This is a genomic window from Cupriavidus sp. 2SB (genome assembly GCF_005503625.1).
Classification (GTDB): Bacteria; Pseudomonadota; Gammaproteobacteria; order Burkholderiales; family Burkholderiaceae; genus Cupriavidus.
In genome coordinates, this window is sequence record NZ_SCMX01000006.1 from 120,965 (window position 1) to 136,821 (window position 15,857).

The 15,857-nt window shown below is 55.2% G+C and carries 15 protein-coding genes and 1 pseudogene; 4 read left to right on the forward strand and 12 right to left on the reverse strand.

The genetic code is table 11. The features are described from left to right. Window positions 1-87: 87 nt before the first annotated feature. The 11 genes from FFS21_RS04615 to FFS21_RS04665 form a co-directional block, all read right to left on the reverse strand. Window positions 88-615, reverse strand: a complete 528-nt coding sequence (locus FFS21_RS04615) for a 2,4'-dihydroxyacetophenone dioxygenase family protein (RefSeq protein ID WP_137923761.1) — start codon at window positions 613-615, stop codon at window positions 88-90. Window positions 616-706: 91 nt separating this feature from the next. Next, window positions 707-1,540: an SDR family NAD(P)-dependent oxidoreductase gene (locus FFS21_RS04620; RefSeq protein ID WP_137923762.1), complete on the reverse strand. Its 834-nt coding sequence runs from the start codon at window positions 1,538-1,540 to the stop codon at window positions 707-709. Window positions 1,541-1,581: 41 nt separating this feature from the next. Further along, complete coding sequence (locus FFS21_RS04625) at window positions 1,582-2,490, reverse strand: alpha/beta hydrolase (protein WP_137923763.1); 909 nt, start codon at window positions 2,488-2,490, stop codon at window positions 1,582-1,584. A gap of 566 nt (window positions 2,491-3,056) precedes the next feature. Next, a complete protein-coding gene (locus tag FFS21_RS04630) occupies window positions 3,057-3,773 on the reverse strand; it encodes a TetR/AcrR family transcriptional regulator (RefSeq protein WP_249359137.1) in 717 nt (238 codons plus the stop codon). 403 nt (window positions 3,774-4,176) lie between these two features. Next, the gene (gene gloB / locus FFS21_RS04635; protein WP_137923765.1) at window positions 4,177-4,947 is read right to left on the reverse strand and encodes a hydroxyacylglutathione hydrolase; all 771 of its coding nucleotides are present in this window, start codon (window positions 4,945-4,947) and stop codon (window positions 4,177-4,179) included. Beyond that, complete coding sequence (gene gshA, locus FFS21_RS04640) at window positions 4,947-6,269, reverse strand: glutamate--cysteine ligase (protein ID WP_137923766.1); 1,323 nt, start codon at window positions 6,267-6,269, stop codon at window positions 4,947-4,949. Before gshA ends, gloB begins: the two co-directional genes overlap by 1 nt. 94 nt (window positions 6,270-6,363) lie before the next feature. Then, complete coding sequence (locus tag FFS21_RS04645) at window positions 6,364-6,759, reverse strand: VOC family protein (protein WP_137923767.1); 396 nt, start codon at window positions 6,757-6,759, stop codon at window positions 6,364-6,366. Between the two features lie 19 nt (window positions 6,760-6,778). Further along, window positions 6,779-7,126, reverse strand: a complete 348-nt coding sequence (locus FFS21_RS04650; RefSeq protein ID WP_137923768.1) for a ribbon-helix-helix domain-containing protein — start codon at window positions 7,124-7,126, stop codon at window positions 6,779-6,781. Window positions 7,127-7,167: 41 nt separating this feature from the next. Then, a complete protein-coding gene (locus FFS21_RS04655; RefSeq protein ID WP_137923769.1) occupies window positions 7,168-8,736 on the reverse strand; it encodes a GMC family oxidoreductase in 1,569 nt (522 codons plus the stop codon). A 108-nt stretch (window positions 8,737-8,844) separates the two neighbouring features. After that, the gene (locus FFS21_RS04660; RefSeq protein ID WP_137923770.1) at window positions 8,845-9,453 is read right to left on the reverse strand and encodes a twin-arginine translocation signal domain-containing protein; all 609 of its coding nucleotides are present in this window, start codon (window positions 9,451-9,453) and stop codon (window positions 8,845-8,847) included. Between the two features lie 61 nt (window positions 9,454-9,514). Continuing rightward, window positions 9,515-9,823 carry a c-type cytochrome gene (locus FFS21_RS04665; protein ID WP_137923795.1) on the reverse strand — a complete coding sequence of 103 codons (309 nt, stop codon included), beginning with the start codon at window positions 9,821-9,823 and terminating at the stop codon, window positions 9,515-9,517. Between the two features lie 309 nt (window positions 9,824-10,132). Here FFS21_RS04665 and FFS21_RS32380 point away from each other — a divergent pair. Then, window positions 10,133-10,202, forward strand: a pseudogene (locus FFS21_RS32380) (HU family DNA-binding protein); the annotation flags it as partial. A gap of 866 nt (window positions 10,203-11,068) precedes the next feature. Here FFS21_RS32380 and FFS21_RS04675 read toward each other — a convergent pair. Continuing rightward, entirely contained in the window at window positions 11,069-11,593 is a 525-nt protein-coding gene (locus tag FFS21_RS04675; RefSeq protein WP_137923771.1) for a winged helix-turn-helix transcriptional regulator, read from the reverse strand. A gap of 243 nt (window positions 11,594-11,836) precedes the next feature. On the opposite strand from FFS21_RS04675, the gene FFS21_RS04680 reads away from it, so the two are divergent. The 3 genes from FFS21_RS04680 to FFS21_RS04690 all read left to right on the forward strand — a co-directional run bounded on the left by FFS21_RS04680 (window position 11,837) and on the right by FFS21_RS04690 (window position 15,734). Further along, the gene (locus FFS21_RS04680; protein ID WP_212745211.1) at window positions 11,837-12,163 is read left to right on the forward strand and encodes a DUF485 domain-containing protein; all 327 of its coding nucleotides are present in this window, start codon (window positions 11,837-11,839) and stop codon (window positions 12,161-12,163) included. A gap of 2 nt (window positions 12,164-12,165) precedes the next feature. Continuing rightward, on the forward strand, window positions 12,166-13,833 hold the full coding sequence (actP, locus tag FFS21_RS04685; RefSeq protein WP_212745213.1) for a cation/acetate symporter ActP: 1,668 nt from the start codon (window positions 12,166-12,168) through the stop codon (window positions 13,831-13,833). A gap of 461 nt (window positions 13,834-14,294) precedes the next feature. Beyond that, window positions 14,295-15,734, forward strand: coding sequence for an NAD-dependent succinate-semialdehyde dehydrogenase (locus tag FFS21_RS04690; RefSeq protein WP_137923773.1), 1,440 nt, complete (start codon window positions 14,295-14,297; stop codon window positions 15,732-15,734). The last annotated feature ends 123 nt before the right edge of the window (window positions 15,735-15,857 follow it).

Below are 15,857 nucleotides of genomic sequence, written 5' to 3' on the forward strand. Positions count from 1 at the left end.
AAGCAGTCGCCACTCGCAGCGCCAATAGGACGATGATGAGCAAAGGGAGCTGCAACCCTTCACTCCGTAAAGCAAACGCGAAGCACGTCACGCCTCTCCGACGACAATGAGACGGCTGCAGTCAAGACCCGCCTGCGCGCAAAGCGACCGATAAATGGTGAGGATTGCATGCGCGTCGAGGACCGCTGTGACATTCTGCTGCCCATCCAAATTAACATTGGCCCCCCAAATGGCAAACCATGTCAGCATTGACCCCTCTTGGTCCTCAGGCGCATGTAGCGTGTGCACGGAGCTAGCGGGTTCGAACAAATAGGAACCGGGAGTATTAACCTGATTGGGGCTTTCTAGGTAATGCCAACTCCCCTCAAGCGTTACCGCGAGCACCATGCCTGTGTGGAAATGAGTGGGGACCGTTGTTCCGGGCCGAAGGCGGGTACGATTGATCCACATGCCGACATTGAGGTCGACATGGAGAAGTTGCAATTCGACACCCTCGGCAACTTCGACGAAGGGCACTTCGTTGATGCCAATGTGCGTTGTTTCCGCTCCGATGGCAAAGCCGACGGGGAAAACGCCGATATGACTTTCGTTGTGTGACGCAATCTCTTGATTCATGTCTTCTCCTTTTTTTAATATTCCGATTTGATCAACTAAGTCGATCACCTAAAGTCTGATTATTTATAGCCAAGCGAAGCTCGAATCCGCGTTATCGGTAGCTCGCCAGATCAATCGCCTCTGTGATGTTTTTTTGCTTAAATCCAAATTTTTCAATAACACCTCGGAACAACCCAGGAGCTCGCACAGGAAGGTTGTTCGAGGAGGGAATCACGATCGTTTGACTGCGCCGCTCGATGCCGCGAACAATTCCGTCGACCACCACTTCAGGGGTGATCGACTTGAAAAATAGGCTCTTATTTCCCTCCCAGAGCTTGAGACCAGCGGGGTCGGCGTGCATGTTCGCCAACATGGCCGTATTGACGAACGTCGGGTGAACGCTTCCGACACCGACGCCCAGATGTTTCACCTCCATTCGGATGCTGTTGCACAGAGCCCAGACGCCGGCTTTGCTGGCGGTGTAAGACGCTTGCAACGGCGAGTGAAAGAATGCCGCCAGGGAAGAAACACCGAGCAGATACCCTTTTTCCCGCTGAACGTATGGAAGCCCAGCGCGGAACGTTCGCCAAACGCCATTCAGATTGATGTCGATGACACGTTCGAAGGTCTTGGGATCGGTCTTAGCCATAGGTGCCACAACTTCGACGCCAGCGTTGGCAATCACGACGTCGATACGTCCAAAATGATTGGCGGCGCCTTCCATGGCGAGGCTAAGGTCCTCAAATGATCGGACGTCAGCGCGCCAACCCTTCGCATGATTTTCCCCGCCCAAATCTTCCGCCTGTTTGTTGACAGCATCCTGATCCAGATCAAACAAAGCAAGGCGAGCGCCACGTGCCCGAAGCTGACTCGCGAGCCCAGATCCAAGACCGCCGGTTGATCCCGTGATGGCAACTACGCGGCCAGCAAAATTGAAATTTGGCACTTCTCTCTCCAATATTTTATGGAAATTTTTGGAACTAACGATCAACTGGCGGAAGGCATCGGGACGTTACGCCGAAGAAATGCCAGCTGATCGGCGATGACTCGCTCAAATGGTTCGCCGACGTAGATGTCGAAGTGCCCTTCGCGATATAGATTGATCTGAGCTTTAGGGGCGTTCAGTGCGTGCTTGATGGTTGCCTTCGATGGCGCAATCGTGTCGGGCTCACAAACGCAAAAGAGGACGGGACATGCGAGCTCGCGGGCTTTGCGACCAGGGAAGGAATTGACGATACGCAAGGCCACGCGTGCAGCGACTTTGTTCGTAAAATTCAAGTCTGTCGGCACTAGTTGCAGATAGCCGGCCAGGGCGTCATTCGCTGTCATCAGCCCGGCCGAGTGTGGCTTACCTGCAAGCGCAACAAGGAGCGGCTTGGCCCCAAACCATGCCCCCACTTGATCCATGATGGCCAAGGCCGTCACCTGAATGGAAGAAACGGGACTCGACGCCATCGCCGATGCAAGTCCATCGGTAAACGGACATTGCGAAATGACGGCGACCACCTGCTTGTTGTTAGCTCCTGTAGCGATAACATGCCCGCCGGCAAACGATGTGCCCCACAGAACAACCTTACTTCCATCCACTTCGGGTTGCTTCTGTATGAAGTCGATCGCCGCCTGCCAATCCTCGCGCTGCTTCTTGATGTCCAGTAGTTGACGGGGCTGCCCTTCGCTGTCGCCGAAGTGGCGATAGTCGAATACGAGGCAGGCATAGCCTGCTGCTTGGAAACGTTCTGCGTAGGCGGAGAGGCGCATTGCGCGAACCGCACCTAGCCCGTGCCCCATCACAATCACGGGGGCTGGTTGCTGCTTCCCGTCAGGCAGGTAGAGCCATGCGCTGCATTTCTGGCCTCCAGACGGAAAAGTGACGTCTAACCGGTCTGCTGTGGTCATGTGTATATAGAGTTAGCTCCAATGTTGTAATTAACTCTATATATGGGGCATATTACAGTCAAGTACATGAAATCCCTTACTCGCACACAGCACCCCACAACGATGAGGGTCGGTGCTGGCGGCAACACGAAATGGGGTGATCATGCTTGCCACCTAGCGAGAGAGCGAGAGACGGCCTGTTGACCCGCCAGCGCTCCTGAAGTTACTCACGCAGGACGGATTGCTCCCCCCAAAAAAGGGACCTCGAGCCAGGGGACAAAGTGTGGGCAGCGCAGACGATCAGCGCTCAAACAGATCGACCATGACAGCCGGAATCGATCTCGAAGAGATTTAGATGTGAACTTCGTTGAGTTCTAGTAAGACTCACACAATTGCCATGCAGGGCCATAGGCCATAGCGGGCGCACGCATAGCCCGCAGGCAGAACATGCGGAGCGTAGGACCTGCAGCTTTTAGGGCACTAGGCCTTGCTCGCAATTTACAAGGGTACGCAGACAGGGAAAGTAGCCCGCCTACTTGAGGAATGCTCTATTCCTTCTACGTCCCTAAACGGTGAGGTTAGTTCTTTTAATTTTGCTTGCTGCCCTTTGGGGATTGCAGGCCTTGTCGGATCAAAGTAATAGCGGTATCGATTACCCTGTCCCTCATATTGTCATCAATGCGAAGTGAATCAGTACGTACAGCAAGATTCAGTACGCCATTCATCATCCCCCACATGGCAATCGCTGCTGCCTCCGCATCAAGTCCCTCTTCGGCCTCTCCGGCCTGGACGGCCTCCCGCAAAGCTGCGGCCAACCTTCCAGTTTGCTCTCGAATAAGGCCGACAACGCGGCTTATAGACGCAGGATCATCAGGTGGATTAGACATCACCCGAAATTGATGTGGACGTTCTAGCGCAAAACGTACATAGGCAACGCCGGCGCGCTCAATCCGCTCATTTGCAGTGCCCTGACTATCGTAGGCCTCATCAACGAACTTCCTGTTTTCTTCAAGCGCCAGCTCGGTAATGGCCAAAAGAAGCGCAGGCTTGCCGCCGACCCGATTGTAGACAGTCTGCAATGCTACATCTGCGCGCCTAGCCACTTCTTCAGTGGTGAGCGCTGCAGCACCTTGTTCAGCAACCAGCGCAGCGGCTACGTCAATGATGCTTCGCCGCATCTCGGCTGCACGGCGCTGGGTGCGCGTAAGTGGCTTCGAATTCATGCGTTTGACTCTACCACACTCCATTGTTGGAATTAACTCCAATGTTGGTGGGCGCCCGGTGAAGTCTTTTTTGACAGACACCAGTTGTCCACGACAACAATCGAGAGTTCGTACCGAACAACGGTCTGTGGTGAGGCGGCGGTGCAATTCAGTCGACCGAGACATGGCAGATCCTGGTCTGCTAGCCGGTGTTTAAGTTCGCCGACCATTCGCTCCATCGGCAATCGGTCATCTACGCACGTGAGCGTGTGGAACTCGACCGCTCGCTGATTGCATTTGCGAACGACTTGGTTGGCAACCGTGTGGCAGACACGCCTCGACCGGTCGGCGCTTCTCCTTACGGTGAAAGTCTCGTTTTCCGTTGAAGCGAACACGGATCACCCATTGGGGGCGCTTCGTGCTCGCGGATGAACTGGTTCGTCGCCGTTCTCGACTACCCAACCTGCATTACCCGACAGTCCGGCCAAGATACGCCTGCCTGCCCTCACTGGAAGTTATTCTTCCATTCGCGAAGCGCGGCGAATACCGACACATCATCGACTGCATCTGCCATGCGTCCAGCTACTGCCGCCCGTACCGCTGCATGACGGGAGCGCAGGAAAGGATTAACCTGCAATTCCAGCCCCAGCCGGCTGGGGACGGTAGGCTGGCCATTTGCGCGAAGTAATTCACATTGCTGCCTGTAGTGGGCTAGCGCATGGTTGGTAGGTTCCACTGTCTGTGCAAAACGCAAGTTGCTCAGCGTGTATTCATGGGCGCAGCAAACTTCAGTTTGCGGTGGAAGCCTTGCCAGCTTGTCGAGCGAAGCGAGCATCTGTGCGGGTGTCCCTTCGAACAACCTTCCGCAGCCACCAGAAAATAGCGTATCACCGCAAAACAGCACGGGCGAACCTGCCATCTCGTCAATGTAGTAGGCAATATGCCCCGCTGTATGGCCCGGCACTTCGATCACAACAAGTTGCTGCCCCAGCACCTCAAGCCGATCGCCTTCCCGCAATCGCTGCGCGGGCTCGGGAATGGACTCCAGAAACGGACCATAGACGGCAGCGCCGGTGTGTAGCCGCAACGTTTCCACCCCACCTGTGTGGTCCAGATGGTGGTGCGTTATCAGTATTCCTACCAAGACCAGTTCATGCAGCTTGAGGTAATCCAGCACCACTTGAGCATCACCAGGGTCTACTGCCCACGCTTGTCGCTCGTCATGCATTACCCAAATGTAGTTGTCGGCAAACGCGTGAAGAGGTAATAGCGTCATTATTCGATCGTCTCATCTAGGCAGAATCTCACGTCATTGGCCCGAAGACAGGTGGCTTCGAGCTCGTAGCTCGCGGCGAGTGCGGCCAATTGACCAATGACGCCGTATGGATAAAAGCGGTTGGCGGTGTCCACTACTGGCGTCGCCCCAGGCGGAATTGTCAACGGATCGCTCGCCTGGGATACCAGCGGCACGAATACCGCTCCCGGCGCATTCAAGTTTTCGTCCACCCCTCTGCGGGCGTTGGCTCGGTAGAAGCCACCCACCACATCGCGGCCCATCATGTACACGACTGGCTCAGCAGGAGCACCGCAGATGCTCTCCCCAGTGTGTACGCCTTCTTGGATGATCACCTCGGAGACCTCTTGACCATCCCTGATCGTAGCCATCTTGTTCCTAGCTCGCCGGTTTAACTGCTCCAGCTCGCTGGCGTCCCGTACCGTCATGATGCCCATACCATAAGTACCATTGTCGGCCTTGACTACCACAAAAGGCTGTTCTTTAACGCCGTATTCTTCGTACTTCCAGCGAATCTCGGCGAGGAGAGTATCAACCTTGGATTGCAGCCGGCCTACACCTAGACCGGTGGAAAAATCGAGTCGATCGCAATGGCTGAATAGCGGATTAATCAGCCATGGGTCAATGCCAAGCAACATGCCGAAACGGACTGCGACCTCGTGATAGGACTTGAAATGCTGACTCTTTCTGCGTACATGCCAACCAGCATGCAATGGCGGCAGCATACATTGACCATGCAATTCGCTAAGGATTGCAGGGATACCGGCACTCAGGTCATTGTTGAGAAGAACGATACAGGGGTCGAAATCTGCGAGACATAAACGTCCTCCATTGAGAACTAGTGGTTCAAGCGTGACGTGCTGACCGTCTCCAAGGTCAAATCTTGTAGCCGCAGCGATCTCCGCATTCATGGTGCCCAGCCGAACCTCGAGGCCAGCCCGAGAGAGAATCCCTTGCAGTTGCCCTACGTTCTTAAGGTAGAAAGCATTGCGCGTATGACTCTCTGGCACAAGCAGGAGTCTTCGTGCTTCGGGACAGTATCTCTTGACCGTTGCGAGGGCTGCCAGCGCCGCCTGTGGCAACGCCTGAGTCGGCAAGTTATTCCAGCCGCCGGGATAGAGATTGGTGTCGACAGGCGCCAGCTTGAAACCTGCATTGCGGAGATCCACCGAGGTATAGAACGGCGGCGCATGCTCCATCCACTCTTGGCGAAACCAACGCTCGATTGTTGGCGCCGAGGCTAGAATTCGCTCTTCGATGTCACTCAATGAGGCCGACAGAACGGCACCAGGTGGGGGGATCATGTTTGCATGTCCTTGCTTGTCTGGCGCCAGAGACTAGTGGAATACTGAGGCCAACTTTCTGAACTCACATCGGCGACACCGTGGGGATGCCACATCAGCGGTAGTGTCCATGACGCTCCAGGATCTCGATCTTGTAGCCATCGGGGTCCTGAATAAAGAAGAAGCGCGCCAACAGCGTGTCGCCATCCTTGAACTCCTTGACATCCAGCGGCTGATAGCCAGCCCGGACCAACTTGGCGTGATGGGCGGTCACATCGTCCACGACAACAGCCACGTGTCCGTATCCATCGCCGTGGGTGTAGGGCTCCTGGCGGCCTTTGTTCCAGGTGAGCTCGATTTCGGCGTCGCTCTCGGCATTGCGCAGGTAGACCAGAGCGAAATCTGGAAAGTCGAGAGTATGTGCCGGCGACATGTCGAGGACCTCGCGGTAGAAAGTGAGGGATGCGTCGAGGTCGCGCACGCGGACCATCGTATGGATGAGCTTAGCCATAGTTGCAGGGACAAGAACGTTAGTGGGTGGTGTGTGCCGTCTCAGGTTGCGGCAGCAAGGGGAGCTCAAGCGGATTTTCGGTTGCCTTGGCACCCCCAAGCTGGTCGCACTTGCGCCGCAAGTAGCGCAGGCAAGTAACCCTCAAAAACGAGGTGAAATTCAGTACGTCGCCTCGGTGCCGCAGGATTTCGTCGTGGAACTGGACTATCAGGGCGTTGGTCGTCATACCTTCCTCCGCCGCTAAGATGGAAAGGGTGTCCCAGACAAAGTTCTCAAGACGAATGCTCGACTGCACCCCATGAATGCGGATAGAGCGGGTCCGTGACTCGTAGAGGATTGGGTCGGCGTTGACGAAGAATTCACACATCGGACTCTCCTTTCAGGTGCGGCGCAGTACGCCAAAGATACTCAGATAGCGCGTCGTGAAATTTGCGAGGCGATGTAGTCGGCTTGGCGAATAGCCAAGGTTACGATGGTGAGCGTCGGGTTTTCGGAGCCACCGGTAGTAAACTGACTGCCGTCGCTGATGAACAAGTTCGGGATGTCATGTGTTTGCCCCCACTTGTTGCACACCCCGTCCTGAGGGCGGGAACTCATACGGGCGGTACCCATGTTATGGGTTGAAGGATACGGTGGCGTACGAAAGGTCTTGATCGCACCCACTGCACCGTAAATGCGCTCAGCTTGCGTGTAGGCATGATTGCGCATGGCAATATCGTTGTCGTGGTCGTCAAAATGCACGTTCGGCACGTAGTTACCCCATTGGTCCTTCACGTCGGTGTTGAGGGTGACGCGGTTAGATTCGCGTGGCATGTCCTCGCCCACCAGCCATGCACCCGCCAGGTTTGTGTAGTGGTCCATCCACCAAGTGAAATCCGCCCCCCAGCCGCCCGGGTTGAGGAATGCCGCCATAAAGGGAATGCCCAGTGCGACGGTCTCAATTTCGTAGCCACCGACGAATCCGCGGCGCGTATCGTGACGTGCCTCATCGCGCACGATTCCGGCCATGGTGGTACCACGATACATGTGCACTGGTTCGTTGAACGCGGCGTAGACAGATCCCGTCATGTGCCGCATGTAGTTGCGGCCCACCTGGCCCGAGGAGTTGGCCAGACCGTCCTTGAACATGTTCGACGAGGACATTAGCAAAAGGCGGGGCGTTTCGATGGCGTTGCCGGCCACGCAAACAATACGTGCCTTCTGACGTTGCTCCTTACCGTCCTGGTCGATGTAGATCACGGCGTTGACGCGCCCCCTGTCGTCGTGCTCGATACGTGTCACGTGAGATTGCGTGCGCAATTCGAAGCGGCCGGTTGCGTCTGCCTCGGGCAGTTCCGTGTACAAAGTCGACCACTTTGCGCCACTCTTGCAGCCCTCGAAGCAGAAACCGAGTTGCATGCAGCGGGCACGCCCTTTCCGTGGCCGGCTGTTGATGGCCATATTGCCGGTATGCACTTCTTTATACCCAAGCTTGGTGGCACCGTTGTACATCACCTTGAAATTATTGTTGCCTGGCAAGCCCGGAATCCCATTGGTGCGAGTAACGCCCATCTTGTCTTCGGCCTTGGCGTAATAGGGTTGCAGCTCCTTGAGCGTCAGCGGCCAATCCAACAAGTTGGCCCCTTTGATGTCCCCATAGACGGTGCGCGTGCGGAACTCGTGCTCCTGAAATCGCAACGATGCTCCAGCCCAGTGGGTGGTGGTACCGCCAACGGTCTTGCAGATCCAGGCGGGCAAGCCGGCAAAGTCCTTTGCGACGCGCCAGCTCCCCGAGGTAGTGCGTTTGTCTAACCACGCCAGTTGGCTAAATGCCTTCCATTCGTCGTTGACAAAACTAGCGTTGGATTGCTTGCCACCTGCCTCCAAGACAAGTACTTTGATGCCTTTTTGGCACAGTTCATTTGCCAGTGTGCCACCACCTGCACCCGAGCCAATAATGACTACAACCGAGTCGTCCTTGAAGTCAAACTTTGCCATGCTTGCGTCCTGTGTCAAACCGCCGAGCGTGATAGCGGTCAGTTTTCTTCCAGCCGCCGTGAGGCTGGCTAGGGGATATGTGCCTGCTGCATTGATCTCGCGACGAGGTCAGCCCATATAGGGCGCGGGACTGGCTTTTGCCGGGGGTTCAGGAAGCCATTTCAAGTCCTGGAACCCGCGCATGATGTAGCCGCCCTTCTCCCATGCAGAGCCGGGGTAGCCAAAGGCGGAGAACGCCATCTCGTTGTCATAGAGCGATGTCACACACTTGCCGCGCACCGTGCTGAAGAAGGGCTGGTCTTCGAGTGCTTTAACGGCAGCGAGTCGCAGATTCGCATCCGCCTTGATGAAGTTACCGCCCGCCTGCTGGTTTAGTGCAGCGATACCGTCACGCAGTTGCTTAGCCACTTGTGCGTCCGCTGCCGCAGCTTGGTCCAGATCCTTGGCAAGCAGCGCGTACACTGCATCGGGTAACTTGTCATGCGGGAACAATACACGTCCCATCTGAAGCAGCGCGTCGCCCTCGGCCTTGCTTAGCGCTTTGAGTTCGAGCGCCCATACGGTGGAGGGTGCCATCAATGCCAAGGGGCTACCCACGGTCAACGTGCCGATTAACACGCCTGTACCCTTGAGCAGATTCCTGCGCGTGAGCGATAGGCCATTCTTAGGCGTGTCGTTCCTGTGGTCGCGAACTTGCGAAATCAGAGTGGTTTGCATAGTGGGGGTCTCCTGCGTTTTCGGTATCAGCGGCCCTTTAGCGGACTCGTGCCGGACTCTGTTATTTGTCTGGACTTCCATTCAGCACCCACTCCGCCAACAGCTTGGCGTCTGCATCAGATAGGTTGGGCTGCGGCGGCATTTCGAGTTGTCCCCATTTGCCGCTCCCTCCCGCTTTGATGCTGTCGGCCAGCTTGGCCGGTTCGGTTCCCTTGTACTTCGCCGCGACCTCCTTGTACGACGGCCCGACGAGCTTCATGGACACCGCGTGGCATCCAAGACAAGCATTCTTCGAGGCAAGCAACTTGGCGCGCACAACGTCCACTGCGGCGTAGGACGCTGCCGGCGTTAGAAAGGTGACGATGAACATAGACGCGACAGCCAGCTTGCGCACGGCATGCCTCCCTACCGTCTCACGGGAACGGCCGAGCATTCGAGCGTAAGATTCGCGAATTGCTTTCATGGGTTGTCTCCAGAATCTTTTTGATTTTCCCGTTCGGTGCGGGAGTGGCCACGACTATAGGAGCAACTGAGTTCGTGTGGGTCACAGCCCGCTATTCGCAGGGGAAACCCTTATGATCATCTCTGGTCGACGAACGCATCTCTCGATGCCGTTGTGATTGAACGCCATCGACACGGTGATGCCGCCTTCAATTGAAAAGCTTGCGCAGAATCGTAGGTGTCGGCCAACCAGGTACCGGCGACCAAGAAGCGATTCGGCAAGAATCCGCTCACTGGCTAGTGAACAATAGTTCTCGGCCAAGCCGGCTTCGGCAAAGGTGAAGGGTTCTCCGATATGGAAGAAATAGGGCACATCTACGCACGCTCTGGCAGGACTTTTTGTGCTGTAGTGTCCGATGTAATACTGAACGACGGGGTGGCGATTGCAAACGAAATTCGGTGCACAGCTAGGCTGTCAAGTCTAGTCGACGGGCGAGGACGAAAGCACAGAAAGTGAATCGTTATATTCTGCGATTCGCTACGACTGGTCGAGACTCAATTGGCAACGTCGCACCATTCGACCGGCTACAGTTGAGCTTGGTGACATCGCTCGGCGAACCGCCTTCAAGTACCGCCTGGGGCGGAGTCTAAGCTACAACATCAAGGACGTCTTAGGCAGATCTATCTCGTTTGAAGAGTTCCCATCTGCGGCGAGTGCGCATTGGGAAACCGCCGGTATTGAGAAGGCGCAAACTGCCCTATGCCAAGTCCCTTCAAACAGCCACCGACGTCGCAAGACATTCTGGGGTTTCTGGGCGATTGATGGCAAGCGAGCAAGAAAACCTGAAAGGTGGACAAACAAAACGAAAAGGCGTGGCATTACCAGGCCTTTCTTGCTCGATCGATTACGTTCTGAATTACAGGGCCGCGTTATTCAGCCTCTTCAGCGGCCAGACATCCGACGAGCAAGCATAAAAGCCCACGGCTTCAGTCCGTTGGCCGCAGGATTGATGACCAAGTCATCATTCGCGCTGCGTGAAGCGACGGTATCCGATTCGCCGCGCAGGAACATTGCCGGTCGCGCGCCGCAGCTTTCATATTGGCTAGCGAGGCAGATCACCCGGTTCAGTGTGAACCCACTGCCAAGCGGACAAGAGAGCAGGAAACAGCAGGGTTACTTGTGGCTGACCTTTTGCTTTGCTCGTATTGGCGCTGCCATGAACTCCTCCCGCATTTTATCCCTTTCAGCTCGCAACGCTGCGCTTTGAGTGGCCTCGACGCCACGAGGGTCTAGTTTTTCCCCGCAGCAAACGCAGACGAGGTTCGCACCTATCGTGTGTCCACACAGTTTGTGGGTCAATTTGAGCGGTGCTTCATGCTCATCTTCGGCCTTCGTCCATCTATCACCCCACTGAGTGATGCTCACGATCACCGGATACAGATCTCGGCCCTTAGGGGTCAGTCGATATTCATACCGCTTTTCCGTGTACAGAACCTTTTGCACCACGCCTGCGTCGGTCAAACGCCTAAGTCTCGCAGCCAGGAGTTTTGGCGCCATCCCTGTGTAGGCCAGAAAATCATCATAGCGGCGTGTGCCCAAAAAGAGCTCACGGACAATTAAGAGTGTCCAAGCGTCCCCAAGGATGCCCACAGTCCGTGCTACTGAGCAGGTCAAGCCGCCTATCTCGGATTCCTTCATGGTCCTGTTGGGAAAAGGATTGAGCCGGCTGCGTCGTCCAACATGCAGGGCTAGTCCCTGCGATTGTACCACCTACGGCCAGATTGATTCCCTTTCGGAAGTTGTCAGGGCTTACCCGATTGACACGCTCCCCGCCGAAGCCTACATTACTTCCCAAAAGGAAGTTGTTGGCGATCTGCGTAGGCAAACTTTCCTAAACAGAGCCTCAAAAGACACTTCCGGCAAAAAAACGGAATTTCAACAATGGAGGAAATTAAGGTGGAGACTTATGTCGAAAAGGGGATAGCTTCCAGCCCCCGATTTAGGGAACTCGTTAAAAAACGGACCCGGCTTACTCTAGCCCTCACAAGCGCCGTGCTCGCGGTGTACTACGCCTTCATTCTGATGGTGTCGTTCCGACCGGATATTCTTCGCACCCCCCTGGCAACCGACGTAGTAACCAGCGTCGGCTGGCCACTGGGCGCATTCGTCATTGTGTTCTCTTGGCTGCTCACTGGCTGCTATGTGTATCGGGCAAATGGAGAGTTTGATCGCCTGAGCGCCGAGATTTTGGGCGAGGTAAAAGCATGATGATGCGCACTTCTTTTAACGTTTCATCTGCTATGGCGCTTGCTTTCCTCTCTGGAAATGTCCTATCGGCGACGCCCGGCGCTGCTAAGCCTGGCGAGCCAAATATCACAGCAATTTCGCTCTTCCTTTTGTTTGTGCTGATCACGCTAGGCATAACATGGTGGGCGTCTAGAAGGACTCGTTCGTCCTCCGACTTTTACAGTGCCGGCAGTGCCATTACAGGTGGGCAGAACGGTCTTGCGATTGCCGGCGACTACATGTCCGCCGCGACGTTGCTTGGACTGTCGGGGCTCGTATTTGCCAGTGGATTTGATGGCCTTGTCTACACAATCGGCGTATTCGTAGGCTGGCCTATCATTCTGTTCGTCCTTGCCGAACCCGTACGAAACCTAGGTCGCTACACGTTCGCCGATGTCGTCTCGGTCCGCCTAGACCCAACAAAAACGCGAATCTTTGCCGCTGTCAGTTCCCTTATTGTCGTCTGTTTGTATCTCGTTGTGCAGATGGTCGGCGGCGGGCAGCTTATTCGTCTTTTGTTTGGCCTGGAATATCGCTATGCGGTAATGATTGTCGGCGTTCTGATGGTTATCTATGTAACGTTTGGCGGCATGCTCGCCACCACATGGGTCCAGATGATCAAAGCCGTTCTGCTTGTGGGAGTCGGGGTTACCCTAATGATGCTGTGCCTGTCTCGATTCGGATTCAGCATCGAAGCAGTGTTTCGACAGGCCGTGGCAGTCCATCGCGATGGCATCGCAATCATGGGTCCAGGTCGCATGATGGCAGACCCCGTCTCCGCAATCTCGATGTCCATCGGCTGCTTACTTGGCCCGGCTGCTCTGCCGCACATTCTGATGCGCTTCTTCACCGTCGCTGATGCAAAAGCTGCCCGCAAAAGCGCATTTGTTGCTAGCGGTCTAATTGGCTTCTTCTTCATCGTGATTTGCGTTCTTGGTCTATGTGCGATCGCAATTATTGGTTCCGATCCTCGCTACTTTGAGGGCGGTAACGTCGGCGGAAAGCTTATCGGTGGCTCCAACATGCCTGTAATGCATCTCTCCGCGTCCGTGGGCGGCGACTTTTTGCTGGGACTACTCTCTGCTGTGGCTTTCGCTACGATTCTTGCGGTGGTATCCGGACTTGCCTTGGCAGGAGCGTCCGCCGTCTCTCACGATCTCTATGCGAACGTCATTCGGAAAGGAAAAGCGGATGAAGCGAGCGAAATGCTCGTATCTCGCCTCGCTACACTAGGTCTTGGCGTGGTGGCGGTAGTACTTGGCACGTTGTTTGAAAAGCAGAACGTTGCGTTTTTGACCACCCTTACCTTCGGGATTGCAGCTTCTTCTACATTTCCCGTGCTCCTCATGACGATCTATTCCCGCAACATTACAACCCGCGGCGCACTAGCTGGCGGTGTCTCGGGATTGATTGTAGCGGTGGGGTTGGTGGTCCTTTCGAAAGCTGTATGGGTAGATGTTCTTAACAATTCCAGCCCAGTGTTTCCCTACGAGCACCCTGCGCTTTTCGCCATGCCCCTTGCTTTCTTTATCGCATGGCTGGTATCGAGGCTGGATGGATCCACCATAGGGCAGACGGAGAGACTTTCGTTCGATGCTCAATGGGTAAGGGCACAGACCGGCATCGGTTCTGCAAAACATAGCGCCCATTAAATTCAAGAAAGAAGTATTCCGCGCATTGCCACGATTTCGCGGCGTGCGCGGAGTCCTGATTGCCCCCCCCAACATTCGCTCGGAATAGTTGGTCTACATCCACATCACGCTGATCACTGGCGTCGCCATCTCAAAGGCGTGCTTCACGCCTGGTAAAGTTGACAGCTTCCCAAAGGGAAGCTACGATCCATCCATCCTTAGCCGTACTCACCCGTCGGTCTCTTGCCCTAGCCGCGAGTCCGGCCATGCCTACGATCACCCTTGGGCGGCATCCCGTCGCGTCGAAGGTCAGTAAAGAGCGACAGCAATCTCTTCCTGGTGTGCCAAGGCCCATTGTCAGAAACCCTGAATATGGGCGCCCCACCCCACAGACCTGCAGTCGCCCAGGAGGCCGAGGAAGCAACTAGGGCTGTTTTCACCATGAATTAGTTGTCACGAACAAGATTGCGGAGCAAACAAGCATGAGTTATCCCGACGTTCAACTCTTCATCGATGGCAAATGGCTGGACGCTGCGGATGGCAAGACCATTTCAGTCCTTAATCCTGCGACTGGTGCCGAGATCGGTCGTGTGGCGCATGCGGCAGTGGCAGACCTGGAGCGAACAGTCATTGCTGCGAAAAGAGGCTTCGAGACATGGCGCGAATTGCCAGCCATTGAACGCAACATCGTAATGCGTAATGCGGCGAAGATTCTTCGCGAGCGGATGCCTGATATCGCTCCACTGCTCACCCTTGAGCAAGGAAAGCCTTTAAGCGAAGCAAAAGGCGAGATTCTCGCAGCTGCGGATATGATCGATTGGTTTGCCGATGAAGGGCTTCGCATCTACGGGCGAGTAGTTCCGTCGCGATTCAACAATTCAACAAGACAGGTTGTCGTAAGAGATCCTGTAGGACCGGTAGCGGCATTCACGCCTTGGAATTTCCCTATCAACCAGATTGTGCGAAAGCTAGGGGCGGCATTGGCATGTGGCTGCTCTATGATTGTGAAGGCTCCGGAAGAAACGCCCGCCTCACCGGCCGCCCTCGTCAGCGCGTTCGCCGATGCGGGATTACCGCAAGGAGTTCTGGGGTTAGTTTTTGGGAATCCCTCAGAAATCTCCAACTATCTCATTCCGCATCCCATCATCCGAAAGGTAACTTTTACCGGCTCAACGCCTATTGGTAAACAATTGGCAGCTCTGGCAGGGCAGCACTTGAAACGCGTAACCATGGAGTTGGGTGGACACGCACCTGTCATTATTTGCGAAGACGCAGATGTCGGTTTGGCAGTCAAATCGATCGGCGCGGCGAAGTTCCGGAACGCGGGACAAGTCTGCATTTCGCCTACTCGTTTTCTTGTACACGAAAGCATCAAGAACGAGTTTGTCACTGCAATCGCCGAGTATGGAGCCGGACTGAGGGTTGGCGACGGCTTGGAGCCCAATACCAAGATGGGTCCGCTGGCCAACGAGCGACGCGTTACAGCCATGGAAGACTTTACGCACGACGCGATAAGCAAAGGTGCAACCCTGGAGTTAGGTGGTCAGCGTCTCGATCGGGAGGGTTACTTCTGGCAGCCCACTGTCCTCAGTGAGGTGCCGTTGGATGCCAAGGTTTTCAATGATGAGCCCTTTGGTCCGATTGCAGCGATACGAGGCTTTTCAGCGATCGATGAGGCAATAGCTGAATCGAATCGACTCCCGTTTGGTCTATCCGGCTACGCTTTCACACGTTCGCTAAAGAATGCAGACATCCTTGGTCGGAAAATGGAGGTCGGTATGTTGTGGATCAACATGCAAGCCATGCCATCTGCCGAGCTCCCCTTTGGAGGAATAAAGGAATCTGGCATTGGCACAGAAGGTGGATCGGAGGCAATGGAGGCGTATTTGAATGTACGGTCTATCGCTACCGCCAATGTATGAAAGCTCCATTTAGGATGTGAAGCTCTTGAAAAATGGACGATTGCATTCCTCGAAAATTAGGCATTCATGTCGTCCCACTCTAGATCTTGATTGCATTTCCGGCATCCGACGCCAGGAGTAGTC

Excerpts from the sequence above, each read along its gene's own strand:
- FFS21_RS04615 (WP_137923761.1), bottom strand. The coding sequence starts at position 615 with ATGAATCAAGAGATTGCGTCACACAACGAAAGTCATATCGGCGTTTTC.
- FFS21_RS04625 (WP_137923763.1), bottom strand. The coding sequence starts at position 2,490 with ATGACCACAGCAGACCGGTTAGACGTCACTTTTCCGTCTGGAGGCCAG.
- gloB (WP_137923765.1), bottom strand. The coding sequence starts at position 4,947 with ATGACGCTATTACCTCTTCACGCGTTTGCCGACAACTACATTTGGGTA.
- gshA (WP_137923766.1), bottom strand. The coding sequence starts at position 6,269 with ATGATCCCCCCACCTGGTGCCGTTCTGTCGGCCTCATTGAGTGACATC.
- FFS21_RS04645 (WP_137923767.1), bottom strand. The coding sequence starts at position 6,759 with ATGGCTAAGCTCATCCATACGATGGTCCGCGTGCGCGACCTCGACGCA.
- FFS21_RS04650 (WP_137923768.1), bottom strand. The coding sequence starts at position 7,126 with ATGTGTGAATTCTTCGTCAACGCCGACCCAATCCTCTACGAGTCACGG.
- FFS21_RS04655 (WP_137923769.1), bottom strand. The coding sequence starts at position 8,736 with ATGGCAAAGTTTGACTTCAAGGACGACTCGGTTGTAGTCATTATTGGC.
- FFS21_RS04660 (WP_137923770.1), bottom strand. The coding sequence starts at position 9,453 with ATGCAAACCACTCTGATTTCGCAAGTTCGCGACCACAGGAACGACACG.
- FFS21_RS04665 (WP_137923795.1), bottom strand. The coding sequence starts at position 9,823 with ATGTTCATCGTCACCTTTCTAACGCCGGCAGCGTCCTACGCCGCAGTG.
- FFS21_RS04675 (WP_137923771.1), bottom strand. The coding sequence starts at position 11,593 with ATGAAGGAATCCGAGATAGGCGGCTTGACCTGCTCAGTAGCACGGACT.
- FFS21_RS04680 (WP_212745211.1), top strand. The coding sequence starts at position 11,837 with ATGGAGGAAATTAAGGTGGAGACTTATGTCGAAAAGGGGATAGCTTCC.
- actP (WP_212745213.1), top strand. The coding sequence starts at position 12,166 with ATGCGCACTTCTTTTAACGTTTCATCTGCTATGGCGCTTGCTTTCCTC.
- FFS21_RS04690 (WP_137923773.1), top strand. The coding sequence starts at position 14,295 with ATGAGTTATCCCGACGTTCAACTCTTCATCGATGGCAAATGGCTGGAC.